37 protein-coding genes are annotated in these 24,536 nt (G+C 62.5%); 26 read left to right on the top strand and 11 right to left on the bottom strand.

Going from position 1 to position 24,536, the window contains the following annotated elements; all coding sequences use genetic code 11:
• Nucleotides 1-27: 27 nt before the first annotated feature.
• From NKH89_RS17810 to NKH89_RS17795, 4 genes are all read right to left on the bottom strand, one after another.
• Nucleotides 28-435, bottom strand: a complete 408-nt coding sequence (locus NKH89_RS17810; protein ID WP_352856208.1) for a PIN domain-containing protein — start codon at nucleotides 433-435, stop codon at nucleotides 28-30.
• The gene (locus NKH89_RS17805) at nucleotides 425-655 is read right to left on the bottom strand and encodes an AbrB/MazE/SpoVT family DNA-binding domain-containing protein (RefSeq protein WP_023676182.1); all 231 of its coding nucleotides are present in this window, start codon (nucleotides 653-655) and stop codon (nucleotides 425-427) included. The genes NKH89_RS17810 and NKH89_RS17805 overlap by 11 nt, the downstream gene beginning before the upstream one ends.
• A gap of 99 nt (nucleotides 656-754) precedes the next feature.
• Nucleotides 755-1,180: a type II toxin-antitoxin system VapC family toxin gene (locus NKH89_RS17800; protein WP_352855283.1), complete on the bottom strand. Its 426-nt coding sequence runs from the start codon at nucleotides 1,178-1,180 to the stop codon at nucleotides 755-757.
• The gene (locus NKH89_RS17795; RefSeq protein WP_352845763.1) at nucleotides 1,180-1,422 is read right to left on the bottom strand and encodes a type II toxin-antitoxin system Phd/YefM family antitoxin; all 243 of its coding nucleotides are present in this window, start codon (nucleotides 1,420-1,422) and stop codon (nucleotides 1,180-1,182) included. The genes NKH89_RS17800 and NKH89_RS17795 overlap by 1 nt, the downstream gene beginning before the upstream one ends.
• Nucleotides 1,423-1,746: 324 nt before the next feature.
• Here NKH89_RS17795 and NKH89_RS17790 point away from each other — a divergent pair, with 324 nt between their 5' ends.
• The 6 genes from NKH89_RS17790 (at nucleotide 1,747) to NKH89_RS17765 (ending at nucleotide 4,231) form a co-directional block, all read left to right on the top strand.
• Nucleotides 1,747-2,070 carry an ArsR/SmtB family transcription factor gene (locus tag NKH89_RS17790; protein WP_352482867.1) on the top strand — a complete coding sequence of 108 codons (324 nt, stop codon included), beginning with the start codon at nucleotides 1,747-1,749 and terminating at the stop codon, nucleotides 2,068-2,070.
• A gap of 5 nt (nucleotides 2,071-2,075) precedes the next feature.
• Nucleotides 2,076-2,477 carry an SRPBCC family protein gene (locus NKH89_RS17785; RefSeq protein ID WP_502896903.1) on the top strand — a complete coding sequence of 134 codons (402 nt, stop codon included), beginning with the start codon at nucleotides 2,076-2,078 and terminating at the stop codon, nucleotides 2,475-2,477.
• A gap of 78 nt (nucleotides 2,478-2,555) precedes the next feature.
• Nucleotides 2,556-2,948 carry a VOC family protein gene (locus NKH89_RS17780; RefSeq protein ID WP_352482865.1) on the top strand — a complete coding sequence of 131 codons (393 nt, stop codon included), beginning with the start codon at nucleotides 2,556-2,558 and terminating at the stop codon, nucleotides 2,946-2,948.
• 86 nt (nucleotides 2,949-3,034) lie between these two features.
• Nucleotides 3,035-3,265, top strand: a complete 231-nt coding sequence (locus NKH89_RS17775) for a hypothetical protein (protein WP_023716563.1) — start codon at nucleotides 3,035-3,037, stop codon at nucleotides 3,263-3,265.
• Nucleotides 3,266-3,269: 4 nt separating this feature from the next.
• Nucleotides 3,270-3,740: a DUF1801 domain-containing protein gene (locus tag NKH89_RS17770; RefSeq protein WP_023716564.1), complete on the top strand. Its 471-nt coding sequence runs from the start codon at nucleotides 3,270-3,272 to the stop codon at nucleotides 3,738-3,740.
• 89 nt (nucleotides 3,741-3,829) lie between these two features.
• A complete protein-coding gene (locus tag NKH89_RS17765) occupies nucleotides 3,830-4,231 on the top strand; it encodes a DUF1801 domain-containing protein (protein WP_352482862.1) in 402 nt (133 codons plus the stop codon).
• Here NKH89_RS17765 and NKH89_RS17760 read toward each other — a convergent pair whose 3' ends face one another.
• Entirely contained in the window at nucleotides 4,232-5,140 is a 909-nt protein-coding gene (locus NKH89_RS17760; protein WP_352590435.1) for a dihydrodipicolinate synthase family protein, read from the bottom strand.
• 265 nt (nucleotides 5,141-5,405) lie between these two features.
• Here NKH89_RS17760 and NKH89_RS17755 point away from each other — a divergent pair, with 265 nt between their 5' ends.
• The 6 genes from NKH89_RS17755 to NKH89_RS17730 all read left to right on the top strand — a co-directional run bounded on the left by NKH89_RS17755 (nucleotide 5,406) and on the right by NKH89_RS17730 (nucleotide 11,156).
• Nucleotides 5,406-6,503, top strand: a complete 1,098-nt coding sequence (locus tag NKH89_RS17755) for a Gfo/Idh/MocA family protein (protein ID WP_352909431.1) — start codon at nucleotides 5,406-5,408, stop codon at nucleotides 6,501-6,503.
• 11 nt (nucleotides 6,504-6,514) lie between these two features.
• Nucleotides 6,515-7,174: a ThuA domain-containing protein gene (locus NKH89_RS17750; protein WP_352493889.1), complete on the top strand. Its 660-nt coding sequence runs from the start codon at nucleotides 6,515-6,517 to the stop codon at nucleotides 7,172-7,174.
• 157 nt (nucleotides 7,175-7,331) lie between these two features.
• Nucleotides 7,332-8,531: a mannonate dehydratase gene (uxuA, locus tag NKH89_RS17745; RefSeq protein ID WP_352909429.1), complete on the top strand. Its 1,200-nt coding sequence runs from the start codon at nucleotides 7,332-7,334 to the stop codon at nucleotides 8,529-8,531.
• Nucleotides 8,528-9,442 carry a PfkB family carbohydrate kinase gene (locus NKH89_RS17740; protein ID WP_352909427.1) on the top strand — a complete coding sequence of 305 codons (915 nt, stop codon included), beginning with the start codon at nucleotides 8,528-8,530 and terminating at the stop codon, nucleotides 9,440-9,442. Before uxuA ends, NKH89_RS17740 begins: the two co-directional genes overlap by 4 nt.
• A 99-nt stretch (nucleotides 9,443-9,541) precedes the next feature.
• Nucleotides 9,542-10,324, top strand: a complete 783-nt coding sequence (locus NKH89_RS17735; protein WP_352493892.1) for an SDR family NAD(P)-dependent oxidoreductase — start codon at nucleotides 9,542-9,544, stop codon at nucleotides 10,322-10,324.
• A gap of 70 nt (nucleotides 10,325-10,394) precedes the next feature.
• Entirely contained in the window at nucleotides 10,395-11,156 is a 762-nt protein-coding gene (locus NKH89_RS17730; protein ID WP_352493893.1) for a GntR family transcriptional regulator, read from the top strand.
• A gap of 182 nt (nucleotides 11,157-11,338) precedes the next feature.
• Here the strand turns inward: NKH89_RS17730 and NKH89_RS17725 are convergent, their stop codons facing one another.
• Nucleotides 11,339-11,467 (bottom strand): hypothetical protein, encoded by a 129-nt coding sequence (locus NKH89_RS17725; protein ID WP_280940403.1) that lies wholly within the window; start codon nucleotides 11,465-11,467, stop codon nucleotides 11,339-11,341.
• 6 nt (nucleotides 11,468-11,473) lie between these two features.
• A complete protein-coding gene (locus NKH89_RS17720) occupies nucleotides 11,474-11,686 on the bottom strand; it encodes a DUF2934 domain-containing protein (protein WP_352909424.1) in 213 nt (70 codons plus the stop codon).
• Nucleotides 11,687-11,913: 227 nt separating this feature from the next.
• Between NKH89_RS17720 and NKH89_RS17715 the strand changes: the two genes are divergently transcribed.
• The 9 genes from NKH89_RS17715 (at nucleotide 11,914) to NKH89_RS17675 (ending at nucleotide 18,318) form a co-directional block, all read left to right on the top strand.
• Nucleotides 11,914-12,303 (top strand): hypothetical protein, encoded by a 390-nt coding sequence (locus NKH89_RS17715; RefSeq protein WP_245278505.1) that lies wholly within the window; start codon nucleotides 11,914-11,916, stop codon nucleotides 12,301-12,303.
• Nucleotides 12,300-13,520, top strand: a complete 1,221-nt coding sequence (locus NKH89_RS17710) for an NRAMP family divalent metal transporter (protein WP_352909423.1) — start codon at nucleotides 12,300-12,302, stop codon at nucleotides 13,518-13,520. The genes NKH89_RS17715 and NKH89_RS17710 overlap by 4 nt, the downstream gene beginning before the upstream one ends.
• A complete protein-coding gene (locus NKH89_RS17705) occupies nucleotides 13,520-13,882 on the top strand; it encodes a hypothetical protein (RefSeq protein ID WP_352493896.1) in 363 nt (120 codons plus the stop codon). Before NKH89_RS17710 ends, NKH89_RS17705 begins: the two co-directional genes overlap by 1 nt.
• A complete protein-coding gene (locus tag NKH89_RS17700; protein WP_352493897.1) occupies nucleotides 13,882-14,220 on the top strand; it encodes a hypothetical protein in 339 nt (112 codons plus the stop codon). The genes NKH89_RS17705 and NKH89_RS17700 overlap by 1 nt, the downstream gene beginning before the upstream one ends.
• 24 nt (nucleotides 14,221-14,244) lie before the next feature.
• Nucleotides 14,245-15,543 carry an SDR family oxidoreductase gene (locus NKH89_RS17695; RefSeq protein ID WP_502896902.1) on the top strand — a complete coding sequence of 433 codons (1,299 nt, stop codon included), beginning with the start codon at nucleotides 14,245-14,247 and terminating at the stop codon, nucleotides 15,541-15,543.
• Nucleotides 15,543-16,016 (top strand): DUF2269 family protein, encoded by a 474-nt coding sequence (locus NKH89_RS17690; RefSeq protein ID WP_352493899.1) that lies wholly within the window; start codon nucleotides 15,543-15,545, stop codon nucleotides 16,014-16,016. The genes NKH89_RS17695 and NKH89_RS17690 overlap by 1 nt, the downstream gene beginning before the upstream one ends.
• 270 nt (nucleotides 16,017-16,286) lie before the next feature.
• Nucleotides 16,287-17,015 carry a hypothetical protein gene (locus NKH89_RS17685; protein ID WP_245278485.1) on the top strand — a complete coding sequence of 243 codons (729 nt, stop codon included), beginning with the start codon at nucleotides 16,287-16,289 and terminating at the stop codon, nucleotides 17,013-17,015.
• Complete coding sequence (locus NKH89_RS17680) at nucleotides 17,012-17,407, top strand: phage holin family protein (protein WP_352493900.1); 396 nt, start codon at nucleotides 17,012-17,014, stop codon at nucleotides 17,405-17,407. The genes NKH89_RS17685 and NKH89_RS17680 overlap by 4 nt, the downstream gene beginning before the upstream one ends.
• Complete coding sequence (locus NKH89_RS17675) at nucleotides 17,404-18,318, top strand: hypothetical protein (RefSeq protein ID WP_352493901.1); 915 nt, start codon at nucleotides 17,404-17,406, stop codon at nucleotides 18,316-18,318. Before NKH89_RS17680 ends, NKH89_RS17675 begins: the two co-directional genes overlap by 4 nt.
• A gap of 311 nt (nucleotides 18,319-18,629) precedes the next feature.
• Here NKH89_RS17675 and NKH89_RS17670 read toward each other — a convergent pair whose 3' ends face one another.
• From NKH89_RS17670 to NKH89_RS17655, 4 genes are all read right to left on the bottom strand, one after another.
• Nucleotides 18,630-19,151 (bottom strand): ferritin-like domain-containing protein, encoded by a 522-nt coding sequence (locus tag NKH89_RS17670; protein ID WP_352482843.1) that lies wholly within the window; start codon nucleotides 19,149-19,151, stop codon nucleotides 18,630-18,632.
• 81 nt (nucleotides 19,152-19,232) lie between these two features.
• Nucleotides 19,233-19,508: a hypothetical protein gene (locus tag NKH89_RS17665; protein ID WP_352482842.1), complete on the bottom strand. Its 276-nt coding sequence runs from the start codon at nucleotides 19,506-19,508 to the stop codon at nucleotides 19,233-19,235.
• A 166-nt stretch (nucleotides 19,509-19,674) separates the two neighbouring features.
• Nucleotides 19,675-20,133, bottom strand: a complete 459-nt coding sequence (locus NKH89_RS17660) for a hypothetical protein (RefSeq protein ID WP_352909418.1) — start codon at nucleotides 20,131-20,133, stop codon at nucleotides 19,675-19,677.
• Nucleotides 20,130-20,759, bottom strand: a complete 630-nt coding sequence (locus NKH89_RS17655; protein WP_352909416.1) for a M20/M25/M40 family metallo-hydrolase — start codon at nucleotides 20,757-20,759, stop codon at nucleotides 20,130-20,132. Before NKH89_RS17655 ends, NKH89_RS17660 begins: the two co-directional genes overlap by 4 nt.
• A 443-nt stretch (nucleotides 20,760-21,202) precedes the next feature.
• Here NKH89_RS17655 and NKH89_RS17650 point away from each other — a divergent pair, with 443 nt between their 5' ends.
• The 5 genes from NKH89_RS17650 (at nucleotide 21,203) to pqqE (ending at nucleotide 24,484) form a co-directional block, all read left to right on the top strand.
• Nucleotides 21,203-21,301, top strand: a complete 99-nt coding sequence (locus NKH89_RS17650; RefSeq protein WP_352482840.1) for a pyrroloquinoline quinone precursor peptide PqqA — start codon at nucleotides 21,203-21,205, stop codon at nucleotides 21,299-21,301.
• Nucleotides 21,302-21,388: 87 nt separating this feature from the next.
• Entirely contained in the window at nucleotides 21,389-22,321 is a 933-nt protein-coding gene (gene pqqB / locus NKH89_RS17645) for a pyrroloquinoline quinone biosynthesis protein PqqB (RefSeq protein ID WP_023716587.1), read from the top strand.
• Between the two features lie 14 nt (nucleotides 22,322-22,335).
• A complete protein-coding gene (gene pqqC, locus NKH89_RS17640; protein WP_352493902.1) occupies nucleotides 22,336-23,076 on the top strand; it encodes a pyrroloquinoline-quinone synthase PqqC in 741 nt (246 codons plus the stop codon).
• Nucleotides 23,073-23,369, top strand: a complete 297-nt coding sequence (gene pqqD, locus NKH89_RS17635) for a pyrroloquinoline quinone biosynthesis peptide chaperone PqqD (protein WP_023716589.1) — start codon at nucleotides 23,073-23,075, stop codon at nucleotides 23,367-23,369. Before pqqC ends, pqqD begins: the two co-directional genes overlap by 4 nt.
• Nucleotides 23,339-24,484 (top strand): pyrroloquinoline quinone biosynthesis protein PqqE, encoded by a 1,146-nt coding sequence (gene pqqE, locus NKH89_RS17630; RefSeq protein WP_051409553.1) that lies wholly within the window; start codon nucleotides 23,339-23,341, stop codon nucleotides 24,482-24,484. The genes pqqD and pqqE overlap by 31 nt, the downstream gene beginning before the upstream one ends.
• The last annotated feature ends 52 nt before the right edge of the window (nucleotides 24,485-24,536 follow it).

Here is a 24,536-nt window from a genome sequence, read left to right as displayed (position 1 = left end):
TCGCGGCGAGCTCCTTCAATAAGCCGATCAGCTCGCAACGCGAAAGGGATTAACGATGCGCAAGCCATCGTCGAGCGCCATTCCGTGCTGCATATCCTCTGACAAAAGTGTATCGCAGCCAGCGTGAATCGCCGCGGACGCGATCATCGCGTCATAGGTGGAAAGGCTGTACCGCTCGGCGAGCCTCAATCCTGTTTCGTGGGTCTCGAGCGTGAGCGGATGAACCGTCAACAGGCCGCGCAGCATGGTCAGCAGCGCATGCGTGTCGGTCCATGACATTTGCATCTTCCGACGCGCGACGTTGGCGAGTTCGTTGAGAACCTGCACGCTGATCGCCCCGCCAGCAGCGATGGCCGCCTCGGCCCGATCAGCCTTCGCCGTATCGCTTGACGCGATATAAAGAAGGACATTGGTATCAAAAAAACTAACGGGCATTCGCCTCGTCCCGATCGAATTTGAAGTCAGCGGGGAGCCGACCACGGAAGGCGCGGAGACGCTTCAGCAACTCCTCGCGCCCGGGCTTCCGCGCGACGCCAAGCTGGCGGGCGTCAGCGACATGGATTTCGATCTCATCGCCTTCCCTGAGTTCAAGCGCTTCGACCACAGCGGCGGGAAGGCGGACCGCAAGACTGTTTCCCCATTTGGCGACCTGCATGCCACTTCCTCTCCTAGATATACGCTAGAGAAATGTATATCCAGAAGTGGTCGAGATCAAGGCAACTCGGGACATATGCATTTGAAGAAGGAGCCTTGATCATGCCAGCAACTGCGTCGGCACGCCGAGTATCGGTCCTGCCTCGGCGAGCCGCTGGTCGAGGGTTCGCACCGTGGCGCCATGCTCGGATGCCGTCGCGAGGTGCAGGGCGTCGCCAGCACGAAGCCCGAGCGTATGCTGATCGGCGAATTTCGCGGCGACCCGAAAATGCCCGCCCGTCACCGGCAGCACGGTGAAGCTCTCGGCGACCAGCTTGTTGAACATCGCGAGCGCTGCTGCGCGCTGCTCCAGGTCCATCTGTCCGGTCCGAAGCTTGATCGCCATGGCGGAGGACATCTCGGTGATGGTCCAGTCGCTGATCACAAGTTGCGCTGGGTCCTGCTCCGCCAGCCAGCCTTGAACGCGCGCGGTCATGGCTTCGTTGGATAGCGCTGCTACGATCAGCGAGGTGTCGAGATAGAGCATCAATAGCGATCGCCATCTCGCATCGATCGCACCAGATCGGCGGCCGCCTGAGCCTGCAGAGGCATGGTTGCGGTCAGGGATTGGAGCAGGACGGCGTCGATCCGCCTGCGGGGGCGGGCCACGGCTGTGAGTCGGGCGACCGGCTTGCCACGCCGGGTGATGTCGATCGAATCTCCAGCCTCGACACGGTCAACGAGTTCGCTCAGATGTGCCTTGGCGTCCGCCAGATTGACCGCGTCCATGTCACGCTCCTGACTATGTAGATGGTCATATAGCGCATCACGCTTGACAATTCCAGCGCAGAGTACTTTGGCACAAGGCCGACCCTCAGGTCTGCGACTGTCGCGGCGCGACCATTTTCTCATTCCACTTCTTGAAACGGGCGATCGCCTTCCTGATCGTGTCGCTCGGCATCCTTGCACTAACGTGCGAAGGCGAATGAGCAACTGGCTGCGTGAGCGAAGCAGGTGATCGCTCCTGCAACGAGAATTATGCCGCTTTCCGCTTGACTCATACATATCCCGGTGGTTATACATCGATCAATAGCCGAAGGGTTATCGATCCCAATGCCAAACGCTCACGATGTGCTCTTCAGAACGCTTGCCGATCCGACTCGGCGCGCTATTTTTGAGCGGCTGTGTCGTGAGGGAGAGCAGACGGTCGGGGCTCTGACGGCTCAGGCCGGAATTTCGCAACCGGCCGTGTCAAAACATCTCGGCGTTTTGAGACAGGCCGGGCTGGTGCGCCACCGCCATGCAGGACGACAGACCCACTATAGCGCGCAGCTTGCTGCGCTTGCCCCCCTGATCGACTGGACAAGCCAGATGACCGGGTTCTGGCAGAGCCGGTTCGACGACCTCGAAGACCTGCTCAAAAGGATGGACCAGTGAACGAAATGGCGACCGAAACACTCTCCGTTATTGTCGAACGGGAGATCGCTTATCCGCCTGAGAAGATCTGGCGCGCGCTCACGCAACCACACTTGATCGAGGAGTGGCTCATGAAAAACGACTTCAAGCCTGTCGCGGACCACCGTTTTAATCTTCACGCAGCCTGGGGCTCCGTCGAATGTCAGGTCCAGACGGTCGAGCCGAACAGAACGCTGACTTACACGTGGGATACCAAGGATCTCAAGAGTGTCGTCTCCTGGACCCTCACCCCCACGAGTACCGGGGTCCGCTTGCGCATGGAGCAGTCGGGCTTCCGGCAGGATCAGCAGCCTTACTTCCGGGGTGCCAAAGTCGGCTGGCCGAGGTTCTTTGACGATCTGGAGCAGGTTCTGGCGCGAACGGACTGAGATCCGCCAGCGGCTATTCAAGCAGGGGCTCTGTTACTGCAGAGCGGCACACGACGGGGCGATAATGGAAGCAAGCCAATGAAGATCAAGTTGACCAAAGTATACGTGGATGACCAGGAAAAGGCTCTTGGCTTCTACACCGAAACGCTCGGCTTTACGAAGAAGGCCGATTTCAGCAATGGGCCGTTTCGCTGGCTGACCGTCGCATCACCCGACGAGCCGGACGGTGCCGAGCTGCAACTCGCGCTCAATGACAACCCGGCCGCAAAGACCTACCAGAAAGCCATGTTCCAGCAGGGCCAGCCCGCGGTCATGTTCTTCAGCGACAACATCAAGAGCGACTACGAGCGTATCAAAGCGCGCGGCGCCGAATTCACCATGCCGCCGACCGAAGTAACCGGCTCGACCATCGCCCAGCTGAACGACGGCTGCGGCAATGTCGTTCAAATCACCCAGCTGGCGCGCTGGTAAGGCACGCGTTCAGTGGCGTGGCTGCCCGGCGGGAGTCGCCAAACGGGCCGCCGATCCGCTTCGGTTCGTCTTCAGAGGAGGTCTCAATGGATTGGAACAAATGGGTTCGGCAGATCCACCGCTGGCTGTCGATTATCTTTGCGGCGGTCGTCGCCGCTATCTTCATCAGCCTGGGAGCAGGCAAGGAACCCGCCTACTGGGTATACCTTTTGCCGCTGTTTCCGCTCGGCTTGCTCCTGCTTACCGGTCTGTACATGTTCGTGCTGCCTTACGCTCCCAAGTGGCGCAACGCAGGGGGCACCGGCGCATTGGAGTGAACGCATGGCCAACAAGACGTCCATCAGGTCATTGGCGGTCGCGAAGAAGCCCGCCGCCAACCCTGCCGCTGCCAAGCCGGTCCTCCTCGCAGGCGGCAACCCGCAGATAGCGAAGGCCGATGGCGACGCCCCTGTGCAAGCCTACATCGCGGCCATGCCGGGCTGGAAACGCGACGTCGGGCGCCGCCTCGACGCGCTCATCGTGCGCAGCGTGCCCAACGTGCGCAAGGCCGTCAAATGGAACTCGCCCTTCTATGGCGTAGAGGGTCAAGGCTGGTTCCTCAACTTCCATTGCTTCACAAAGTACATCAAGCTGGCTTTCTTCCGCGGCGCGTCGCTGCATCCTGTCCCTCCAGGCGAGTCCAAGCACAAGGACGTGCGCTACCTCGATATCCGCCAGGACGACCAGCTGGACGAAACTCAACTGGCCGCCTGGGTGAAGCAAGCCAGCCAATTGCCGGGCGAGCGAATGTGAGTGGGAATGCCAGTCATTCCCGCAAACCAGGTGCCGACTAGCGGTATTCATGTGACGGGCGAGCGGCAACAACCCTAGGGAAAGCGACAATGACGATGAAGAGTGGCTCGATGGAAGGAAATGCAGGCAACTCTCCCTCTCAGCTGATAGATGCGAGGATCAGCGAGCTGGGCGATTGGCGAGGCCAGACGCTTTCGCATGTCCGCGCTCTCGTCAAGCAGGCCGACCCGGAAGTGGTCGAGGAGTGGAAGTGGCGAGGCGTTCCGGTGTGGTCGCACGCCGGAATAATCTGCACTGGCGAGACCTACAAGAACGTCGTGAAAGTGACCTTCGCAAAGGGCGCCTCGCTGCAGGACCCTTCAGGCCTGTTCAACTCCAGCCTCGAAGGCAACACCAGGCGCGCCATCGATATCCGTGAGGGCGAGGCTATAAATGAGAATGCGTTCAAGGCGCTGATACGCGCTGCTGCCGCCCTGAACGCTGCCCGATAGTCAGCTCCGGCCGATATGGTCGGCTAGCGGGCCGAGAGCGGCGAGCAAAGCTTCGCCGCTGGTCTGCGTTGCATTCTCGTGCGGCGCGCGCAGGTTCAGCCAGCGCCTGTCGCCCGATCGTGCTGACAGGACCGCCTTCATCGCAGCGATGAGGCCGGCATCCTGGATGATTTTGCGGAACGCCTTGATGCCGGCCTCCGCGTCAGTAATGTCCTCTCCCGCCAGCGTTGCGTCATAGAGGGCCCGGATCGCTGCCGCATTCAGATTGACCGTCGCCGAGATGCACCCCGCAGCACCGTTGGCGAGGCCTTTCGTCAGCTGTGCTTCCGAGCTCGGAAACACCGCGACCTTTGGGGCTGCCGCAATGACCGCCGCGGTGTTGTTCCAGTCACCGGCACTGTCCTTGTAGGCCACCACGACATCGGGAAACGCTTCGCTCAGCCGGGCGGTCAGCGCCGGGCTCACCGGTACGCCGGAATTCTGCGGGATGTGGTAGAGGATCATCCTCATCGCCGGGTTCGCCACCCGTTCGATCAGCTCGCTGTAGTAGCGGGCCTGTCCGTTGTCGCCGGCGGCCGTATAGAAGAACGACGGCAGCACCATCACCCCGGCACAGCCGAGACCGACCGCATGCGCCGTCAGCTCGACGGTTTCGGCAAGTGCTGTGACACCGGTGCCGGGCATCAGATGGCTTGGCGAAATGCCGGCCTCGACCAGCCACTCCAGCGCTTGCATGCGCTCGCGCAACGAGACGGACAACGCCTCGCCCGTGGTACCGAACGGCGACAGGAAATGCGCTCCCTGATCCAGCACCCACTTGGCGTGTGATATCCAGAGGTCGCGGGCAATGCGGCCGTCGTTTTCGAACGGCGTCAGGATCGGTGCGATGGTTCCTTGTGGGCGGATCATGTGCGTCCTTCTACCGGTGAAAATCGGTGCAGTGCTCAACGCCGGCATCAAGAATGTCGAGCAAGCTACATGAAGCAGTGTTGCTGAGTACCGGGCGTTCGACCTCGAAAGCAAGCGGCTCGCGCATAGGCGCGCGATTGTGATCGGGCCGCGGTTCTGAGGCTCTCGAGGTAAATCCTTTTCACGGGACAACATCGCCTGGCCGAAAAGGGGGTGACAAACGAGTTCTGCTGTTTCATCAATGCCGCCTTTTGAGGAGAAGCCCATGCGGAGGATCGGTGTCGGCATCATTGGCTGCGGCAACATTTCAGACGCCTATCTGAAGGCGTCGCCACAATTCCCGGTGCTCGACATTGTCGGCGTCACCGACATCAACCGGACGGCAGCTGAGGCCAAGGCAGCGGCCTACGGCCTGGCTGCCATGCCGATCGAGGCGCTGTTAGCCGATCCCCGCGTCGAGATCGTGCTCAACCTGACCACGCCGCAGCATCACGTGCCGGTCGGTTTGCAGGCTGTCGGGCAAGGCAAGCACGTCTACTCCGAGAAGCCGCTAGCAACGACGCTCAGCGACGCGGAGCGGCTCGTCGCGGCCGCACGCGAAAAGGGCGTGCGTATCGGCTGCGCACCCGACACCTTTCTTGGCGGCTCCCACCAGACGGCGCGGCGGCTGGTCGATGAGGACACCGTTGGAAGCATTGTCGCCGGCTCTGCCTTCATGCAGGTGCCCGGCCACGAGCTCTGGCATCCCAATCCAGATTTCTACTATCAGCCCGGCGGTGGGCCGATGCTCGACATGGGACCTTACTATCTGACCTGCCTGGTCAATCTCCTAGGCCCGGTAAAGTCGGTGACCGGGCAGGCGAAGTCATCCTATGCCACTCGTACCATCGGTTCTGGACCGCGCCAGGGCGAAACCATCCAGGTCGAGGTGCCGACCCATATTTCCGGCCTGCTCGCATTCGAGAACGGGGCGGCGGTTTCGATCACCACCAGCTTCGACGTCTGGAAGCATGAACACAATCACATCGAACTCTACGGCACCACCGGCTCGATGATCGTCTCCGACCCCAACCAGTTCCAGGGCGACGTCAGGACGAGCCAGCGCAAGGGCGACTGGACGGTGGCCGATCAGATCCATTCCTATGGCGACGGCAATTACCGGGGCTTCGGCCTCGCCGACATGGCGCAGGCGATCGTCTCCGGCAGGCAACACCGCGCCAGCCTCGATCTTTCCCTCCATGTCCTGGAAATCATGGAATCGATCATCTCTTCAGCAGAGATAGGCCAGCGTATCGACCTGAGATATGGCTGCGCCCGGCCGGCGCCGATGCACGCCGATCTGCCTTTCGGAATTCTGGAATAGGGAATAATGCGATGAGCAAGACGGCACTGATTTTCTGGGGCGGCTGGGAAGGTCACACCCCGGCCCGAAGCGCCGAAATCGTCAAGGAGATGCTGACCGGCAACGGCTTCGACGTGCGGCTGGAGCAGGGGACCTCGGCACTCGCCGATCCGCAACTGGGCAAGCTCGATCTCATTGTCCCGGTGATCACCATGTCGACGATCGAAAAGCCGGAGCTGCAAAACCTGACCAGCGCCGTCGGGGCCGGCACCGGCCTTGCGGGCTTTCACGGCACGATGTGCGACAGCTTCCGCAACGAGCCGGAATACCAGTTCATGACCGGCGGCCAGTGGGTCGCCCATCCCGGCAACATCATCGACTATCACGTCGATATCACCAGGCCAGACGATCCGATCGTGCAAGGCATCGATAGTTTCGCCTACCGTTCTGAGCAGTATTACATGCATGTCGATCCGACCAACGCGGTGCTGGCGACAACGACGTTTACCGGCGAGCATCTCGACTTCATCGCCGGCGTCGTCATGCCGGTCGTCTGGAAGCGCCGCTACGGCAAGGGCCGCGTCTTCTATAGCGCGCTCGGCCACACCGCCGATGAGTTCGCCGTGCCGCAAATGCGCACGATGTTCGAACGCGGCGCGATTTGGGCCAGCCGAAACTCGGACCTTGCGTAGCCGTTCGATCTGAACGCCAGGTGTCGTTGCAGTCTTTTCAAGGAGCAAAGCCGCCCCCGACGGTATCTCGCAGGGTCCCCGAACTGCAATCGATTGACTGCCATGGTAGCATCCAATACACCACCGGTCATCGGGGAATTCCGCAGTTGGGGGCCGAATGGAGCAGACGTGGCGATGGTTTGGCCCGGGCGATGCGGCAACGCTTGCCCATGCCAGGCAGGCCGGCGCGACCGGCATCGTGACGGCACTGCACGACATCCCTTACGGCGAAGTCTGGCCGATCGACGCCATCAGGCACCGCCAGGCGCTGATCGAGGCGGATCCGGCGATGGGCCTGAAATGGAGCGTCGTCGAGAGCGTCCCCGTGCACGAAGACATCAAGCTCGGCCGCGGCGATCTTGACCGGCTCTACGACAATTTCAGGCAGACCTTGCGCAATCTCGGCGCCTGCGGCGTGCGCACGGTCTGCTACAACTTCATGCTGATCCTCGACTGGACCCGCACAGACCTGGCTGCGCCGCTGCCGGGCGGCGGACGGGCGCTCCGCATGAACATGCACGAGCTTGCCGCATTCGATTGCTACATGCTGCAGCGCAAGGGATCGGAGCGCGACTATGCGTCCGATGTTCTCCAGCGGGCAAGCGAATGGTTCGAGACGACGCCGGACACGGCAAAAGAGCGTCTGCTCGCCAACATCATGGCCGGCCTGCCGGGCGCCTTCAAGCGCTACGACATAGCGGAATTGCGCGAAGTGGTTGCCGAGCAGTCGAGCCTGTCGCACGACCGGCTGCGCGAGAACCTCGTCCGTTTTCTCGAAAACGTGTTGCCGGCCGCCGAAGAGGCGGGCGTCACGCTGGCGATCCACCCGGACGACCCGCCGCGCGATCTCGTCGGCCTGTGCCGGATCGTCAAGAACGCCGACGACATCGCCCTTATCCTGGACGCGGTGCCATCGGCCCATAGCGGCCTCACCTTGTGCACGGGGTCGCTGGGCGCCAACCCGGCCAATGACGTGCCCGCCATCGCCAGGCGCTTTGCGCACAAGATAAACTTCGTGCATCTCCGCAACGTCAGCAAGGACCCGGACGGCTCGTTCATGGAATCGGAGCATCTGAGCGGCGATGTCGACATGGTCTCGGTGGTCTCGATCTTGCTCGACGAGCAGCAACGCCGCCGCGACGCCGGCGAACCGGCGGCGCTGCTGCCGTTTCGCCCGGATCATGGCCACGAGCTGATCGATGACGCCGCGCGGCACACCCATCCCGGCTACCCCGTGATCGGCCGTCTTCGCGGCCTTGCCGAACTGAGAGGCGTGATGACGGCGATTGCCCATCAGCGCGGCTACCGGCTGCAATGACGGCGCCCCGCCTGCTCTGCGTCGGCGCGCTCACCTACGACACGATCTTGCGCCTCGATGTCCTGCCCTCCGGCACCGGCAAGTTCCTGCCAAGCGAGGCCGTGCAGATCGCGGCCGGCATGGCGGCAAGCGCCGCCGCGTCGGCCAGCCGCCAGGGAGGGCAGGTCTGGCTATGGGCAAGCGTCGGCGACGATGCCGTCGGCCGCGATGTCATTGGCCAGATGGAGGCGGAGCGGGTCGACTGTTCGCTTGTGCGCAGGGTCGAGGGCGGCCGCTCGGCCATTGCCACGATCCTGGTCGATGCCGCCGGCGAGCGCATGATCGTGCCCTTCTACGATGCCGTCACGCAAGCCGATCCCGACCGTCTTCCGCCCGCGGATTTTTCCCGGTTCGACGCCGTGCTGGTTGATGTCCGCTGGCCCGGAGCCGCCGCCCTGGCGCTTGCTAAAGCCCGCGAATGCGGCATTCCGGCGATCCTTGACGCCGATGTCGCGTCGCGACCGGTGCTCGACCGGCTGCTGCCGCTCGCCTCGCATGTCGTTGCCTCACTGCCGGCGGCGCGCATCCTTTGCGGTCCGGAGATATCCGCCGGTTCCGCCGTCGCCATTCTCGGCGAACGGACCGGCGCCTTCGTCGCGGTCACCGATGGGGCGAACGGCACCGCATTCCAGCACCCGGGCGGCAATGATGTCCGTCATCTGCCGTCGCCGCGGGTCGAAGCCGTCGACACCCTGGCGGCAGGCGACGTGTTTCACGGCACCTTCGCCCTCGGTCTGTCCGAAGGTTGGGACGAAGAGCGGGCCATTGCAGTGGCCAGCGCCGCCGCCGCCCTGAAATGCCTGCGCTTTGGCGGACGTCTTGGCGCACCGACGCGTGCGGAAACACTGGCTTTCATGCAAGGATCGGCATGATGCCGGACACGCTTGGGCCGGCTCCGCGGAAAAGAGCGCGTCAAATGGCGCCGATCGACTACCATGGTAATCGATCGGCAACTGTTCTTGGAAGGATAAATGGCTGAATTCAGAAAACGCGCACTGGTCACCGGGGCAGCCATGGGCATCGGCCGTGCTGTCGCCGAAAGGCTGGCCGAGCAAGGCGTCGACCTTATCCTGTTCGACCGGGCGGGCGATCAGCTGGATGAGGTCGCGGCGCAGCTTTCGGCGCGCGGCGTGACCGTGCGCACCGTGCTTGGCTCAACCGCCGACACAGAAGCCTGCGGCCGCGCCGTCGAGCTTGCCCGGTCCGTGTTCGGCGGGCTCGACATGCTCTCCCACAATGCCGGCATCCAGCGTTACGGAACAGTGGAGACTACGGACGAGGCGCTTTGGGACGAGGTGATGAACGTCAACCTCAAGGCTGCCTACCTGTTGTCGCGTGCGGCGATGCCGCTGCTGCGCCAAAGCCGCGGTGCCATCGTCCATATGAGCTCGGTGCAGGGCCTGGCCAGCCAGGAAGGGGTTCTGGCCTACAGCACGGCCAAGCACGGCCTGATCGGCCTCGTCAAATCGATGGCCGTCGACTACGCGCCCCTCGGCGTGCGCGTCAATGCCGTCGCTCCGGGCGCCGTCGACACGCCGATGCTGCGGGATGCGGTCAAGCTCAACGACAACCCCGACGAGATACTGCGCATCCTCGACAACATGCATCCGCTCGGCCGTACCGCCCAGCCGCAAGAGATTGCCGCAGTCGTTGCCTTCCTGCTGTCCGACGATGCCTCCTTCGTCACTGGCGAGGTCGTGCGCGTCGATGGCGGGCTGCTGGCGCGCATCGGCGGTTCTCCGCGCACGGAGTAACGCCGGGCTGCTGCTTGCGCAGGCATTTCATGAACGGCTTGAAACTGCAGAGCCTTTAAGGGGATTGCCGATGGCAGGGCTTTTGGGAATGCGGACCATCACCGAGGGGCGGTTGGGCGAATCCGGCCCCGGCGCGTCGGTCGCGGCGAGGACGTTCGAGGTTCTGCTCGACCAGATCCTGACCTTCCGCCTGAAGCCGCATGAAGGGATCTCGGAAAAGGCGATGTCGGAAGCCCTTGGGGTGAGCCGCACGCCGGTCAGGGAGGCGCTCGCCCGGCTGGCCGGTCTTGGCCTGATCGACATCTATCCGCAGCGCGGCAGCATGGTGGCGCCGCTCCGTATTGCCAATCTCGAGAAGTCGCAGTTCCTGCGCGAATCGCTCGAAGTCGGCCTGATCAAGCGCGCCGTCGAGAGCCCGCACCGTGCCGACCTGCTTGCCATGCTCAAAGGCGAACTGGCGGTCCAGGAGACGTTCGCCTCCATCGCGGACGACAGGCGCTTCTTCAAGTCGGACGAGCTGTTCCACCAGCATATCGCCAGTCATGCCGGGTTTCCCGGAATCTGGGCCGACATCAGCGCGGCGAAGCTGCACATGGACCGGTTCCGCTTCCTGTCTTTTCCGCGCCTCGACAGCATGTCGGTGGTCCTCGGCCAGCATCGGCGGATTGTCGATGCGCTCGAGCAGGCCGACGCGCTTGCGGCGGAAGAAGCAATGCGAATGCATCTTCGCCACATCTTCGAGGTGCTCGAAATCGTCCAGCAGCGCTATCCCTATTATTTCGAGGCAAACGGCAGCGTGAGCCCGCCGTCAGCCGGCTCAATCCAAGCCTGAGCCTTTCTTGCGCGCTTCCGAAGGCGTCTTGGTCTTGCTGCCGGATTTGTCGGAAGCTGGCTCGGCTTTGCGATTTTGACCCTCGCCGCCTTGCTCCTTGCGGAGCTGCTTTTCCACTGTCGATCGCGATCCTTCGGCAGGGTCCTGTTCAGGATGAGTATCGGTTCCCGCCATGTCAGCTCCTATCCATTCTGATCTATTGCATGCGGCGTGGGCTGAGCTCCGCCACTGGTTCTGTCGCGTCCGATCATCAGCCAGGCGGCGAACAGCACGACCAGTACGACCACGATCCAGGCGACGAGACGAGGCATTGGACCTCACTTCCCCCGCCGCTTGCTGCCGCGCGCCTCTGGATTGGAGCCGGCCCCGACCGTTGGATCGGGCACGACCGGACCGCGTTCGGCCTCGGAACCCTCAGCTTCGATCTGCTGCACGGCCTGATCCCAATGCTCGCGCTCGCGTCCTTGCGGACGGCCTTCGCGCTCCCAGATCTCATTGGCTCGCTGCCTGATACGCTGTTCCCTGTCCATGGCCTTTGCCTCCTCATCACCTAATCCGGCGATCGCTGGTTTGTTCCGCGCTGCCAGCGCCGTTCATCCGGTTCAGTTGACGTGATTACCGGGCGCTCTAGATCAAACTTCACGCCGAAGTCGCTTGGTGCGGGGAGAACAATCGTGTGGCAGCAACGCTACAAGCACGTGTTGTAAATGCCGTTACAGCCGTCGGTCTTCGACCAGACCGCCTGTGCTTGCTGCTGATGATATCTGTACTGACGGCATGCACGTCTTCCGACCAGGTCGAGCAGCAGTCGAAAATCGCGGCTTCCGCCACACAGACCGCATCACTGGTCCTGGAGGCTTGGGTCGCTGGGGCAGCCCCTTCGAAATACACGTCGCGCACGTTGCAATCGGTCGGCAAGGCGCTCGCCGATGCCGGTGCGCAAATCCAGTCCGCCAAGTCGCCTGAGCCCAGCGAGCAAGCCGGTCTGACGACGGCGGTCGGACAGCTTTCGGCGGCGGTAACACGCGCAGCGACCGCAGTGCAGAACGGCAACCGTTCGGACGTGGAACACGCGCAACAGGATCTGCGGGCCGCCGCCGCCGATCTGAGCGCGTCCTACGCCAGATATTTCGCGCCGAAATCATGAAGAAGCTACTCGAAATATCGCTCGGCGTCGTCACCAGCGTTGGCGGCTTTCTCGAGGTCGGATCGATGGCGACCGCAGCTCAGGCCGGCGCGGCGTTCAGGTTCCAGCTGATATGGGCCGTCGTCCTGGGCACGATCTGCATCATCTTCCTGGTCGAAATGGCCGGACGCTTCGCCGCCGTTAGCCATCACACCATCGTCGACGGGATCCGGGAACGGTTTGGCTTCAACGCCTTTCTGTGGCCGCTGCTTGCGACTTTGCTGGTCAACTTCCTGGTCATGGCAGCCGAAATCGGCGGTGGTGCCATTGCGCTCGAGCTCGCCACCGGCATCGGCTTTCAGTGGTGGGCGCTGCCGGTCGCTTTTCTGGCATGGCTGTTCCTTTGGAAAGGCACGTTCGGATTCATCGAAAAAGGTGTCGCGGTCCTCGGGCTGGTCACGCTGTGCTTCGTGGTTGGCGCCGTCATGCTGAAGCCCGATTGGGGGCAGGTTGCGGCCGGTGCCGTGCCCACTCTGCCCGAGCACGACGCGGCCAATTACTGGTTCATGGCGGTCAGCATTCTTGGTGCATCGATCTCGCCTTATTTGTTCATGTTCTATTCGTCGGGAGCGATCGAGGACCAATGGGACAAGAGCTATCTCGGAGCCAATCGGGCCATTGCCGGCTTGGGCATGTGTTTTGGCGGCACAATCGCTATCGGTGTGTTGATCGTGGCAGCACTGGTGCTGGCAGCGCACGGCATTGAGCAGATCGACGACTACCACCAACTGCCGCTGATGCTGATTCCGATCTTCGGTTTCTGGGGGTTCGTCCTATTCGTTGCTTCACTAGGCATAGCTTGCTTCGGTGCCGCGCTCGAAATCGGGCTGCAGCAAGCGTACCTTGTGGCGCAGGGCTTCGGCTGGACCTGGGGCGAGGACCTGAAACCGCGCGACGATCCCGGCTTCAGCACCGTCTATACGATCTCGTTGTTTCTCGCCGCCATTCCGATCGCATTGGGTCTCGATCCGCTGAAGCTCACCATCTTTTCCATGGCTCTGACGGCCGCCAGCCTGCCGCTGACCGTGGTTCCGTTCCTCTTCCTGCTGAACGACGAGCGTTATGTCGGCGAGCACCGCAATGGGCTGATCGCGAATGCAGCGGTCATCTTCATCATAGCGCTCGGTTTCGTGCTCGCAGTCGTGACTATTCCTTTACAGATATTCGGAGGCACTTGATGGATTTGCTGCGCGACATCCTGGACAAGCAAGTGGTCGACCGCGAGCAGGTCAAGATCGGCAAGGTGGACGGGCTGGTGGCCGAACTCGGGCCAGGCAAGCCGCCAAAAATTATTGCGGTCGAGCTCGGTTCGATCACGCTGGCGCGCCGGCTTGGCCAGCGGCCCGGGCGCTGGATGGCGCGGCTTGCGGCAAGGCTCGGCGGCAGGCGCCATGCCGAGCCGCACCGCATCGCATGGAACAAGGTGCGCGACATCGGCGTCGACATCGAGTTCGATATCGACGTCCGCGAAACGGCGATTTTCGACTGGCAGGACTGGCTGCGCGATCATGTCATTGGGCGTATCCCGGGAGCTGGATGATGGCCACCGTCAATCTTGAGCAATTGGCTGGCAGGAATGTGCTTTCGCAGCGCGGCAAAAGCATCGGCCATATCGAGGAGATACGCGCCGAACCGGATGGCGATGACCTCGTGGTTACCGAGTACCATGTCGGCATCTACGCAGCATTCGAGCGCCTGTCCGCTTCTGCCATCGGCACAGCGGTCCTCGACGTCTTTCGAATGCGCAGTCGCGACAGCATGTACCGCATTCCCTGGGACAAGCTCGACATCTCCGACCCGGCGCGGCCGCGGTTGTTATGCACGAAGGAAGAACTTTCCGCTATGAAGGGGAGTATCGAGGGCGATAAGCGGGAATGAACGATACTGTCCCGCCGTCGGAGAATGGGGTCCAGTGTGAAAGTTCTGGTTGCCGGCGCCACCGGCCTGATCGGTGCCTCGGTCGTCGCACGCCTTCTTTCCGAAGGGCATGAGGTGATCGGCTTGGTCCGCAGCCCCGGCGCAAACCGGGCCGGCAATTATCAGTTGCTGGTGCTGGACATCGCGGTGGCGCTGCAGCCCGAAGACTGGTTGCCGCATCTCACGGGCATCGACGCCGTCGTCAATTGTGCCGGCGTTCTGCAGGACAGCCCCCGTGAAAAGACGCGGGAAGTCCATCGCGATGCGGCGGCAGCACTCTTCCTCGCCTGTGCGAGGGTAGGGGTTGCTCGGGTGATCCACTTCTCGGCGATAGGCGTCGATCGGGCGCAGCCTTCGACGTTCTCGGCGACGAAACTGGCCGGCGACCAAGCGCTAATGGCGCTTGATCTGAACTGGGTGATCCTGCGCCCGTCCGTGGTGCTCGGGCGGCCGGTGTTTGGAGCCAGCGCATTGTTTCGGGGTCTCGCCTCGCTGCCGGTGCTGCCGTCCATGCCCGGCACCGGCCGGCTCCAGGTGGTACAACTCGACGACGTGGTCTCAACCGTCGTCTTCCTTCTCGCTCCCGCCAGTCCGTCTCGCGTCGTGCTGGAACTTGCCGGTCCGGAACAGCTGACCCTGGACGAGGTCGTCGGCAGCTATCGCCGATGGCTCGGCTGGGCCCCAGCGGCCACGTTTGTGCTTCCGGAACCGCTTGCGAGCCTCCTCTACCGCCTCGGCGACTTTGCCGCGATGTTCGGCTGGCGCCCACCAATGCGCACCAACGCGGCCAGGGAGATCGCCCGAGGGGCGGTTGGAGATCCCTCCAACTGGACCGCCTTGACCGGCATACGGTCGCAAACCCTGGCGGGTTTCCTCGCGCTCAATCCGGCAACGGTGCAGGAAAAATGGTTTGCCCGCCTGTATTTCATCAAGCCTGCGATCTTCGTCGTCCTGCCCTTCTTCTGGATCGTGACGGGTGTTGTGTCGCTGACCACCGGCTATAACGGTGGCATCGATCTGATGCAAAGCACTGGGGCTGGCATCTTGTCGGCACCTACCGTGATCGTCGGCGCTCTGGCCGACATCGCCATCGGCGCGCTCATAGCTTGGCGGTCGACGACGCGAAAAGGCCTCTATGGCGGCATCGCGCTCTCGCTCCTCTACTTGGCCGTCGGAAGTTTCCTGCGCCCGGAGCTGTGGAACGAACCGCTTGGGCCGTTCCTCAAAGTGTTGCCGATTCTGGTGCTGCACTTTGTGGCGTTGGCAGTGCTGGAGGAGCGTTGATGCTCTATTTCCTGCTGAAATTTCTGCATGTCATCGGCGCAGCCGTGCTGCTTGGCACCGGCGCCGGCATCGCTTTCTTCATGCTGCTCGCCCACAGGACGGGCAATACGTCAACGGTTGCGGCGGTGGCGCGCATGGTCGTCGTAGCCGACTTTCTTTTCACAGCGACGGCCGTCGTCGCGCAGCCGCTGACGGGCGCCGCGCTCGCCTGGCAGGCAGGCTACTCGCTGTCGGAAGGTTGGATCGTGCTTTCGATCACGCTCTATATCTTCACCGGAATGTTCTGGCTCCCGGTCGTCTGGATGCAGATGGAGATGCGCAAGCTGGCCTCGCAAGCCGCCGCTGCAGGCGCGCCGTTGCCGCCACGGTATCATCGGCTCTTCTGGCTGTGGTTCGCCTTCGGCTTCCCCGCCTTCGCTGCCGTACTCGGAATTTTCTGGCTGATGATCGCGCGGCCTGCGATTGAGTGGTAGGTCGCAGGCAGGTCCCACTGCGATAATGCCCAGTCAAAGCACTGCGGAAAAATTCCCGGCCCATGCAGCGCGAATATCTGCCGGAACGGACCTGCGTCTCGACCTGTAAGTCGCGCCGGACTCCGGTCTCGTATCATTTCCAACCGCGCTCACCGCCATCGGCACAGGACAAGATCCCGTCTTGAGGCGGGTTAGGCTTCGCTTACCAAAAAAGATGACGTCCGAGGGAACACGGGAAGCACAGGCAAGTTCGGTGCGCAGTGGAGGAGATTGCGCCATGAACAGTGTTATTTATCTCATCGGCCTCGTCGTCGTCGTGCTTGCGATCCTCTCCTTCCTCGGATTCCACTAGGAGACACCATGCAGGACCAGGACGATCAGGGCCGTCAGCCGGCCGATTTCGAGACAGCCAGAAGCGAGCTTTCGGAAAGACTACAACGGGAAAAGCAGACCGCGACGGAAGCGCTCCACGATGCGCGTGACGAGATCACCAGGAAAGCCGGAGATTACGCATCGGAAGCAAAGCAAGCATTGTTCAACAAGGCGGAGGGAACGCAGCGCGACGTGAGCGCCAACCTCAAGGCCTTCAGCGGCGCATTGCGCGCGGCAAGCGAGCATCTTGCCAACAATGATCAACGGACCGCTTCGAAATTCGCCCTTGACGCCGCAGGCGGGCTCGAGCGGCTTTCCTCGTCCCTGAAGGATAAACCGTTCGACGAGGTGCTTGGCGAAATTCAGTCGTTCGGCCGCGAAAACTCGGGCGCGCTGATCGCCGGTTCGGTATTGGCAGGCCTCGCGTTGGGGCGGTTCATCAAGAGCTCGCCACCCTCTGCCCAAACCGGAGCACCGGGCCAGTCGGAAACAGGCCGGGCGCCCGAGACGGGTCCTCGCTCGAATGAGTTCGGATGGCAATCGGCAGAGGCAGTTGAGCCGGCCCCGCTAGGATCCGATCAGTCCGGCGATGACTGGGCCAATGCAAGCCTGGAGCGAAACCCATGACTGACAATCAGGACACTCGCAGCCTGACAACCCTTGTCAGCGATCTGGCACAGCAGGTCACAACACTGCTTCAAACCGAAAGCAGGCTGTTGCGGGCTGAAATGTCGGAAAAGGTAAGCAAGGTCGGCGCCGGCGCCGTGGAGGTAATGGGAGGCGTCATTTGCCTGCTTGCCGCCCTGATGGTGCTTTTGCAGGCGCTGGTGATTGCCTTGGCGAGCGCCGGGCTGGGGGCCGGATGGTCCTCGCTGCTGGTCGGCGTCGTGGTGGCAGTACTGGGCGTCGTACTCTTGCGGTCCGGCAAGGCAAGCATGGCTCCCTCAGAGTTGACCCCCGACCGGACACAAGACCAACTTAAACGCGACGCACGCGTGATCAAGGAACAGATAAGATGACCGACAAATCCGCAGCCGAGTTGGAACGCGATGCTGATATTGCTCGCGCCAGAGTGGCAGATACCGCAGACTCGATCCGCAGCAAGATGACACCGGGCCAACTGATCGACGAATTCACCGGGATGTTCAGCGGCGAGGGATCCGCCATGCTCAGCAATCTTAAGACTCAGGTCAGGGACAATCCGTTGCCGCTTACATTGGTCGGCGCGGGCCTGGCCTGGCTGATGCTTGGCAAGGGCACGTCGGTAGACAGTTCAGCACTTGGTGCCTATTCGACCGGCAGGGAACATGACGCCACCCGAAACTTCTCTGACCAGAGGGGCTTGGGCGGGGCCTGGCAGGGCTCACGCGGCGATGAGTACGGTGCCGAGGGCGAAGGTTCCGCCGGCTCCATGCTCTCCGATGCCGCTCGTTCGGTTGCTTCCGTGGCAGGCGGTGCGACTGAGGCTGTGGCAGACGTTGCGAGCGGCGCCAAAGAAAGATTGACAAGCACGGCCGGGCAGGTCGGCTCGGCCGCCACCGATATCACGGGGCGGGTGCGTCAGTCGGCGCAGGACCTGTTCCAGCGCGAACCTCTGGCAATGGCCGCGGTGGGCCTTGCCGTGGGCACCGCCATCGGCGTGATGCTGCCTCACACCGCCGCGGAAGACGCGCAACTCGGCCCCTACCGCGACAAGCTTCGTGACAGTGCCGAAGAAGTCTTTGAAGAAGGCGTGGAACAAGCCAAGCAGGTCGCCGCCGAAGCATATGAGACTGTAAAGGAAGAGGCTGACCGACAGGGTTCCAGCGGCGACGCCGAGACGTTGGTCGACCGCGTCGAGAAAGTCGTGAAAAAGACGGCAAGCAAAACCGAGGAAGCCATTCGCGATCGTTTGCCGGAGACCGACGAGGCTCCCAAATCGACGTCATAGCGCTGCCACCGGTCGTTCCTGGTGATTTCGACCGCGGGTCGCCTTGCGGTGGGAACATCGAAGTCGGCCAGGAGTCCGCAACCTTCCGCAGACAAATGGGATCGCGGCGTTCAAGCCATCAGAACCGGGGCGCTCCGATCCGTTCGGATTCTTAGCTCTGAATCCGTTCGGTTCTTCGGGCTCCAAGGAAGCGTGTCTGGCCGACGCGTGGCGCGCGGTCCTTAGCAGCACTTCCGATCCCAGAAAAAACAACCACCCCGTCAATTCGGCTGGGGTGGTTGTCAGGAATTCCTCTTCCCCAGCGGGGCGGCCTAACTCTTGGCGGTCTCTCCCGCCTCACGCAGCCTGGCGTATTGCAAGGTGACGGCGCGAAGGTTCTGCTTCAACCAGTCGGCCATTTTTTCTTCTTCGCTGAGATTTTGCTGAAGAGAGTTGGTTGCCTGACTAAACCCTCCGGCTTCGGCGAGTACGAGCAATGAGTTGTAGGCGGCGATCTCGTAATTTTCGAATGCAAAGTTGGCGAAGCTGTTCTTGAGGATTTCGTCGCCGGCTACGGAATGTCCCATCGCCGCCATGCTGCCGACCATCGACATGGCCGTGTCTTTCAATGTGGAATGGTCCTCGCCGAGGCCATCCAGAATGGATTCCAGCCGGGCGATCTGCCCTTCGGTCTCCGTGATATGCTGCTGCAGGCGATCGGCGACCTGCGGATAGTTCTCGATCCGCTTGACCTGAGGCTTCATGATCGAAAGTGCCTGGTTCTCCATGGCGTGGGCGTTGCGCAGCCCAACAATGAAGATCGAACGGGTTTCGGAGTTGACGTCAGTGTCCATAGGATTTCCTCGCGATTTGATTTGTAGAACCAAACCTCGGCTTCGCCGATTTGTTCCTGGCGAGATTTGATGGACTCGTACCTATCCTTGCTCTTTAAGCAGCGCTGCACAAACATCGCTCACGACCTGCGGCAGGACGTCGAAAGCATAGCCGATGTGAAGCCGCTCAGGCGGCGTGTGGTAGTCTCGTCCCCACGGACCGATATTGATGGTGGGAATGTTGGCTAGCCCACCTGACTTCGGCCAGCGAATGCCGTCCCGCCACATCGGCGTGTTGCGGGCGACGACCTTGAGACCGGACTCGGCCGCCTCGCCAAAGAAGCTCATATCCGAGATGCCGGCGAAATAAATCCGCACAGCCGATTGCCGAGCCATAGCGGGCGCTTGCGTCGGCCGCGACGTCCGAAGCGATCGCCCGCAGCCGCGCCGCTGCCGGCCGGTCCGAAAGGTTCGTCGGCAAGTAAGGTATCGAGCCGAAGCCGGTGACGATTGCCGGTCCCGGCAAGCGGCTCAATCGCCATGCCTAGTCGGTGACCAGCCGGCATTGCTCCGGCAGTGGAAGATCGCGGGCGGCAAGCGAAGCCCCAACGGCGCCAAGCCTCGATCTTGCCTCCGCGTCGAGACGGTCCAGCACTGCCTCGTAACGATGCAGGGGGATTGTTTCGAGGAGATCGATCGCGGCGCTGCCGTGCTGGAAGTGCCGCCGCCGCTTCAACTCCGCCAGGCAGGCCGAAGCAGCATCGGCGCAAAGCCGGTCGAAGCGTTCGAGCACCTCATCCGGCGTCCGGCGATAGCTCAGCACGTTGAAGGTGGCGAACGCCGCAGCCGGCGTGGTCACGTCATAGCCGGACTTGCCGTCGCGAATGCTGAGCAGACTCGGCGGTGTACCCGGAAGCGACCGGGAGTCGTCGGTCAGCTCCGATGCCCATTCCACCCGGGCGGCTATGGCCGCGGCAATGGTCGCCGCATTCAGGCCACTCAACGGAAAGCCGCTATGCGCGGGAACGCCGACGACATGGCCGTCGGAAGCAGCTTGCCGACCGTTCCAAGCGCGATGACGCGACCCTTGCTGCCGTCCCCGTCGTCGGCGATCGCATCGAGATTGATCGCCGCGAAAATGTCCAACTCGTGCTCGCCGGCTATCTCGGTGAGAACCTGTGCCGCTTTGCGCGCACCGGCAGAATTGTTCTCTTCGTCGGGAACCGCGATAAACAGAAAGTTTCCCGCCGCGTTGGTGCTTTCGGCGAATGCGGCGCAAACCGCCAGCCCGGCGGCCAAACCGGCCTTCATGTCGAGCAGCCCGCGGCCGGCGAGAAACTCCCCCGAGGCGAAGTCGTCCCGCGCCCGCCTCACGGCAGGCGCCTCGGCCATGGCCAAAGTTTTTCTTAGCGCTTGGGTGAGTTGTTGCGGCTGGGTGGCCAGATCCTCCAGATCGCCATAGTCGCGCGTCGTGACGGTGTCGTAGTGACCGGTCAGCACGATGGTGGCGCGGCCAGTACCGCGGACCAGCATCGCCACGCAATGGCGGCCATCTTCCGGCTCGACCTCTATGGTCCAGGTTCCGCGTGGCGAAACGCGGCTTCGCGGCGTAACTCGTCTGCCAGCCACGGGCCGAACGAGGCTTCGCCGCCGGTCCCGGTGACGCTCTTCTGCTCGGTCAATGCGATGGCCCAGCGCATGGCGCGCCCGGACAGGCTGCTTTTCGCCTCACCGTTCATCATTGTGCCCGATACAAGATGCAGGAGAACGAGCTTAGCGCCAGCAGGGCGATTTCCTCAAGAGTTGCGTTGCGCCGGCTTACATCCTCCTGGCTTCGTCAGAAGCCGGTTGTTTCACCGGGGCTTGCTTCTGGTCACAGGTGGCCGGCCGATGCTCGCGCGAACATCCGCCACCCCGGTTCCGCTTTCGGTTGATCTGTCTTTCTTTGACGCGAGCGTCCGACGCCCAATCCGAAAGAGCATCCCTCGCATACCCTGTCGGGAACAAAGCTTGGGCTGCGTGCTTATGGGATTGGCTGCGGTATTTCCAAGGCAGCCAGATCGGAGAAAGACATGAAGAAGAAGACTTGGAAGAAGCCCGTCATGTGCGAAGTCGCGGCGGGAATGGAGATATCGCGCTATTTGCCTGCCGAAATCACCACAAAGAAATGACATTACGCAACCGGCGGGTACGGCATCGGCTGTGCTCGACCGGTTCGCGACATTGCTGGAATAGAGAAACGCGGAGTTTGTCACGGCGTGTGGATTAGGATCATCGGCTCCGCCGCGGGTGGCGGTTTTCCTCAGTGGAACGCCAACGACAGGCTGAACAGGGCCGCGCGGGCGGGTAATCCTGGGGTCCGCCCGCGTCTTCAGACGAGTGTTGCGGCATCTCCAGACGGGCGACGCTGGGTGCTTTTCAATGCCTCTCCCGATATCCGCCAGCAGATTGCTGAAAACCCTGAACTCCAACCGCATCCGGAGATGTCGGCACGCGCCACACCGCTGGCAGCCGTCGTCCTGACCGGCGCCGAGATCGACCAGATTTCGGGGCTCCTCAGCTTGCGTGAGCGGCAACCCTTCGCTCTTTATGCAACGGAGCAGGTTCTGGCGGTTATCGCCTCCAATTCGATCTTCGATGTCCTCGATGCTCAGATTGTTTCGCGCCGCTGCCTTCCTCCTGAAGGCTTCATCGATCTTTGCGATGCCGAGGGCGCGGAAATCGGCATCCGCATCGAGGTGTTTTCCGTTCCTGGCAAGGTGGCGCTCTTTCTTGAAGATGGCGGCCGACAGGATCCGGAGCTCCGTTCCGCCGATGGCGGCACGATCGGGGTTCGTCTGATGGAGGGGAGCCGCTCGCTGCTCTTCATTCCCGCTTGTACAGCCGTCGATGAATCGCTGCGGCAACGGATTGCCGGCGCCGACATGGTTCTCCTCGACGGCACAGTGTTCACGGACGACGAGCTGATCACGGCCGGCGTGGGCGTGAAGACCGGCGCGCGCATGGGACACATCGCCATGTCCGGACCGAACGGTGCGATCGCATGTCTGAACCACCTGCCGGTCGACCGCCGGATTTTCATCCATATCAACAACACAAATCCGGTTCTGGACGAGGAATCGCCCGAACACGCGGCGGTGCGCGCAGCTGGATGGGAGATTGCGCAAGACCGGATGGAGCTCATGCTGTGAACGATTTTTCCGACGTGGTCGGCCGCGGCCTCAATGAACAAGATTTGCGCACAGTCCTTCTGCAGGTCGGCCGCGAGCGTTATCACAACCGACACCCCTACCATCGCAGAATGGTGGAGGGAGCGATGTCGAAGACCGAGCTGCAGGCCTGGGCGCTCAACCGCTACTGCTATCAGGCGGCCATCCCGCGCAAGGACGCCACCATCCTGTCCTACGCCGAGGATCCGGCATTCAGGGCCGCATGGCGCAAGCGCATCGAGGACCATGACGGCGAGGACGGCCGGAGTGGCGGAATTGCGCGCTGGCTGCATCTCGCGACGTCGCTCGGCCTTGAGTCGGAAGAGGTGAAAAGCCAAAGGCTGGCGCTGCCGGCAACACGCTTCGCGGTGCAGGCGTATGTCAATTTCTGCGCGTCCCATACGCTGCTCGAAGCAGTTGCTTCCTCCCTCACCGAACTCTTCTCGCCCGATATTATCGCAGAACGCGTGCCAGCGATGCTGGCGCGATACGACTTCGTCAGGGCCGACACGCTCGCCTATTTCGATCGGCGGCCCGATCAGGCCGCACGCGATTCCGATTTCGCGCTGGGCTACGTGCTTCGCTACGCCGATACGCCGGAACGTCAGCAGAAGGTTGTCGACGCCTTGGTCTTCAAGTGCGATGTGCTCTGGGCGATGCTCGACGCGCTCGACTACGCATATGGGCGTGACGGCGTCATACCCCCTGGCTGCTTCCGGCCGGAGACCAACGGATGACAGCGGACCGCCGGAGAGGGATTGTATCGGCGCAATCTCGCCCGCGCCTCGCGCCCTATGTACGCCTGCGTTTCGATCCCGTCCGGAATGCCTGGGCGGTGCTGGCACCCGAGCGCGTTCTGTGGCCCGATGCAATCGGACTGGACATCCTCCGGCGCTGTGACGGCAAGACGTCAATCAGTGCCATCGTGAGGGAGCTTGCTTGCGAATATGACGGTCAGGGCCAGGAAATCGACGCCGACGTCGGCGCCTTCCTGCAGGAATGGGCAGACCGGCTGTTGGTGCGGCTGTGACGCAGGCGCCGTTCCCTCCGATCGCGATGCTGGCTGAGCTGACGCATCGCTGCCCTCTGCAGTGCCCCTACTGCTCCAATCCCATTGATTTGCTGAAAGCCGACCGTGAAATGGAGACGGAACGCTGGCTCGACGTGTTCGAGCAAGTGGCGGCTATGGGCGTTCTTCAAGTGCATCTTTCGGGCGGCGAGCCGACGCTGCGCCGGGACCTCGAACAGTTCGTGTCAACGCTGTCGCAAACCGGTGTCTACACCAACCTCATCACGGCCGGCGTCGGCCTTGCCGGCATCCGTCTGGAAGCACTTGCCAGCGCGGGGCTAGACCATGTTCAGGTGAGCTTCCAGGGTGCCAATGCCGAAACCACCGCGCGGATCGGACGCCATTCCGGCGCCCACGCGCAAAAGCTCGCTGCCGCCAGACATGCGCGGGCCCTCGGACTGGCGCTGACGATCAATGCGCCGATCCATCGGCACAACATCGCGGAAATTCCCGATTACATCGACCTGGCGCTCTCGCTCGGCGCCGAGCGGCTGGAGATTGCCAACGTGCAATATGCCGGCTGGGCGTTGCTCAATCGTCGCTATCTGCTGCCCGACGGCGCCTCGATAGAGCATCAGGTCGCGACCGTGGAGGCCGCACGGGCACGTCTTGTCGGCGTGCTGGAGATCGATTTCGTGGTGGCGGATCATTTTGCGACCTATCCCAAGCCCTGCATGGGCGGCTGGGGGCGCGATGCTTTCGTCATCGCACCGGACGGCTTGGTGCTGCCCTGTCATGCTGCGATGACCATTCCATCGCTGCGATTCGAGCGCTTCGGCTCTCGGCCGCTGGCCGACATTTGGCGGGACTCGCCGGCATTCAACGCCTTCCGTGGGACGGACTGGATGCTGGAACCCTGCCGCAGCTGCGAGCGCCGTGATGTCGACTGGGGCGGCTGCCGTTGCCAGGCGCTGGCGCTGGCCGGCGATGCTGCGGCGGCCGATCCCGTATGCGTCAGGTCGCCCCTCCATGCCCGGATGGCGATGCTGCTCGAGGAGACGCTTCCGCCGTCCGATGCGAGGACCGGCGGAGACCTCATCCCGCCCTTTGCCTTTCGCCGTATCGGCCGCACATGATCTCGATCAAGAGTCCGGGGCCACCCTCGTTCTCACTCGGCGGCTGGAAGGA

The organism is Mesorhizobium sp. M0923, assembly GCF_040319365.1.
GTDB lineage: Bacteria > Pseudomonadota > Alphaproteobacteria > Rhizobiales > Rhizobiaceae > Mesorhizobium.
The sequence above is the reverse complement of the archived record's forward strand: the minus strand, read 5'-3'. Positions and strand labels throughout refer to the sequence as shown.

Bases quoted from the DNA above. Each gene is read 5' to 3' on its own strand.
- NKH89_RS17700 (WP_352493897.1), top strand. From the start codon at position 13,882: ATGGCCACCGTCAATCTTGAGCAATTGGCTGGCAGGAATGTGCTTTCG.
- NKH89_RS17785 (WP_502896903.1), top strand. From the start codon at position 2,076: ATGGCGACCGAAACACTCTCCGTTATTGTCGAACGGGAGATCGCTTAT.
- NKH89_RS17765 (WP_352482862.1), top strand. From the start codon at position 3,830: ATGACGATGAAGAGTGGCTCGATGGAAGGAAATGCAGGCAACTCTCCC.
- NKH89_RS17730 (WP_352493893.1), top strand. From the start codon at position 10,395: ATGGCAGGGCTTTTGGGAATGCGGACCATCACCGAGGGGCGGTTGGGC.
- NKH89_RS17790 (WP_352482867.1), top strand. From the start codon at position 1,747: ATGCCAAACGCTCACGATGTGCTCTTCAGAACGCTTGCCGATCCGACT.
- NKH89_RS17720 (WP_352909424.1), bottom strand. From the start codon at position 11,686: ATGGACAGGGAACAGCGTATCAGGCAGCGAGCCAATGAGATCTGGGAG.
- NKH89_RS17650 (WP_352482840.1), top strand. From the start codon at position 21,203: ATGAAGAAGAAGACTTGGAAGAAGCCCGTCATGTGCGAAGTCGCGGCG.
- NKH89_RS17760 (WP_352590435.1), bottom strand. From the start codon at position 5,140: ATGATCCGCCCACAAGGAACCATCGCACCGATCCTGACGCCGTTCGAA.
- NKH89_RS17725 (WP_280940403.1), bottom strand. From the start codon at position 11,467: ATGCCTCGTCTCGTCGCCTGGATCGTGGTCGTACTGGTCGTGCTGTTC.
- NKH89_RS17675 (WP_352493901.1), top strand. From the start codon at position 17,404: ATGACCGACAAATCCGCAGCCGAGTTGGAACGCGATGCTGATATTGCT.
- NKH89_RS17800 (WP_352855283.1), bottom strand. From the start codon at position 1,180: ATGCTCTATCTCGACACCTCGCTGATCGTAGCAGCGCTATCCAACGAA.
- NKH89_RS17670 (WP_352482843.1), bottom strand. From the start codon at position 19,151: ATGGACACTGACGTCAACTCCGAAACCCGTTCGATCTTCATTGTTGGG.
- pqqD (WP_023716589.1), top strand. From the start codon at position 23,073: ATGACAGCGGACCGCCGGAGAGGGATTGTATCGGCGCAATCTCGCCCG.
- NKH89_RS17715 (WP_245278505.1), top strand. From the start codon at position 11,914: ATGATATCTGTACTGACGGCATGCACGTCTTCCGACCAGGTCGAGCAG.
- NKH89_RS17705 (WP_352493896.1), top strand. From the start codon at position 13,520: ATGGATTTGCTGCGCGACATCCTGGACAAGCAAGTGGTCGACCGCGAG.
- uxuA (WP_352909429.1), top strand. From the start codon at position 7,332: ATGGAGCAGACGTGGCGATGGTTTGGCCCGGGCGATGCGGCAACGCTT.
- NKH89_RS17755 (WP_352909431.1), top strand. From the start codon at position 5,406: ATGCGGAGGATCGGTGTCGGCATCATTGGCTGCGGCAACATTTCAGAC.
- NKH89_RS17810 (WP_352856208.1), bottom strand. From the start codon at position 435: ATGCCCGTTAGTTTTTTTGATACCAATGTCCTTCTTTATATCGCGTCA.
- NKH89_RS17690 (WP_352493899.1), top strand. From the start codon at position 15,543: ATGCTCTATTTCCTGCTGAAATTTCTGCATGTCATCGGCGCAGCCGTG.
- NKH89_RS17710 (WP_352909423.1), top strand. From the start codon at position 12,300: ATGAAGAAGCTACTCGAAATATCGCTCGGCGTCGTCACCAGCGTTGGC.
- NKH89_RS17775 (WP_023716563.1), top strand. From the start codon at position 3,035: ATGGATTGGAACAAATGGGTTCGGCAGATCCACCGCTGGCTGTCGATT.
- NKH89_RS17770 (WP_023716564.1), top strand. From the start codon at position 3,270: ATGGCCAACAAGACGTCCATCAGGTCATTGGCGGTCGCGAAGAAGCCC.
- NKH89_RS17795 (WP_352845763.1), bottom strand. From the start codon at position 1,422: ATGGACGCGGTCAATCTGGCGGACGCCAAGGCACATCTGAGCGAACTC.
- pqqE (WP_051409553.1), top strand. From the start codon at position 23,339: ATGGGCAGACCGGCTGTTGGTGCGGCTGTGACGCAGGCGCCGTTCCCT.
- NKH89_RS17740 (WP_352909427.1), top strand. From the start codon at position 8,528: ATGACGGCGCCCCGCCTGCTCTGCGTCGGCGCGCTCACCTACGACACG.
- NKH89_RS17780 (WP_352482865.1), top strand. From the start codon at position 2,556: ATGAAGATCAAGTTGACCAAAGTATACGTGGATGACCAGGAAAAGGCT.
- NKH89_RS17805 (WP_023676182.1), bottom strand. From the start codon at position 655: ATGCAGGTCGCCAAATGGGGAAACAGTCTTGCGGTCCGCCTTCCCGCC.
- NKH89_RS17680 (WP_352493900.1), top strand. From the start codon at position 17,012: ATGACTGACAATCAGGACACTCGCAGCCTGACAACCCTTGTCAGCGAT.
- NKH89_RS17735 (WP_352493892.1), top strand. From the start codon at position 9,542: ATGGCTGAATTCAGAAAACGCGCACTGGTCACCGGGGCAGCCATGGGC.
- NKH89_RS17750 (WP_352493889.1), top strand. From the start codon at position 6,515: ATGAGCAAGACGGCACTGATTTTCTGGGGCGGCTGGGAAGGTCACACC.
- NKH89_RS17695 (WP_502896902.1), top strand. From the start codon at position 14,245: ATGGGGTCCAGTGTGAAAGTTCTGGTTGCCGGCGCCACCGGCCTGATC.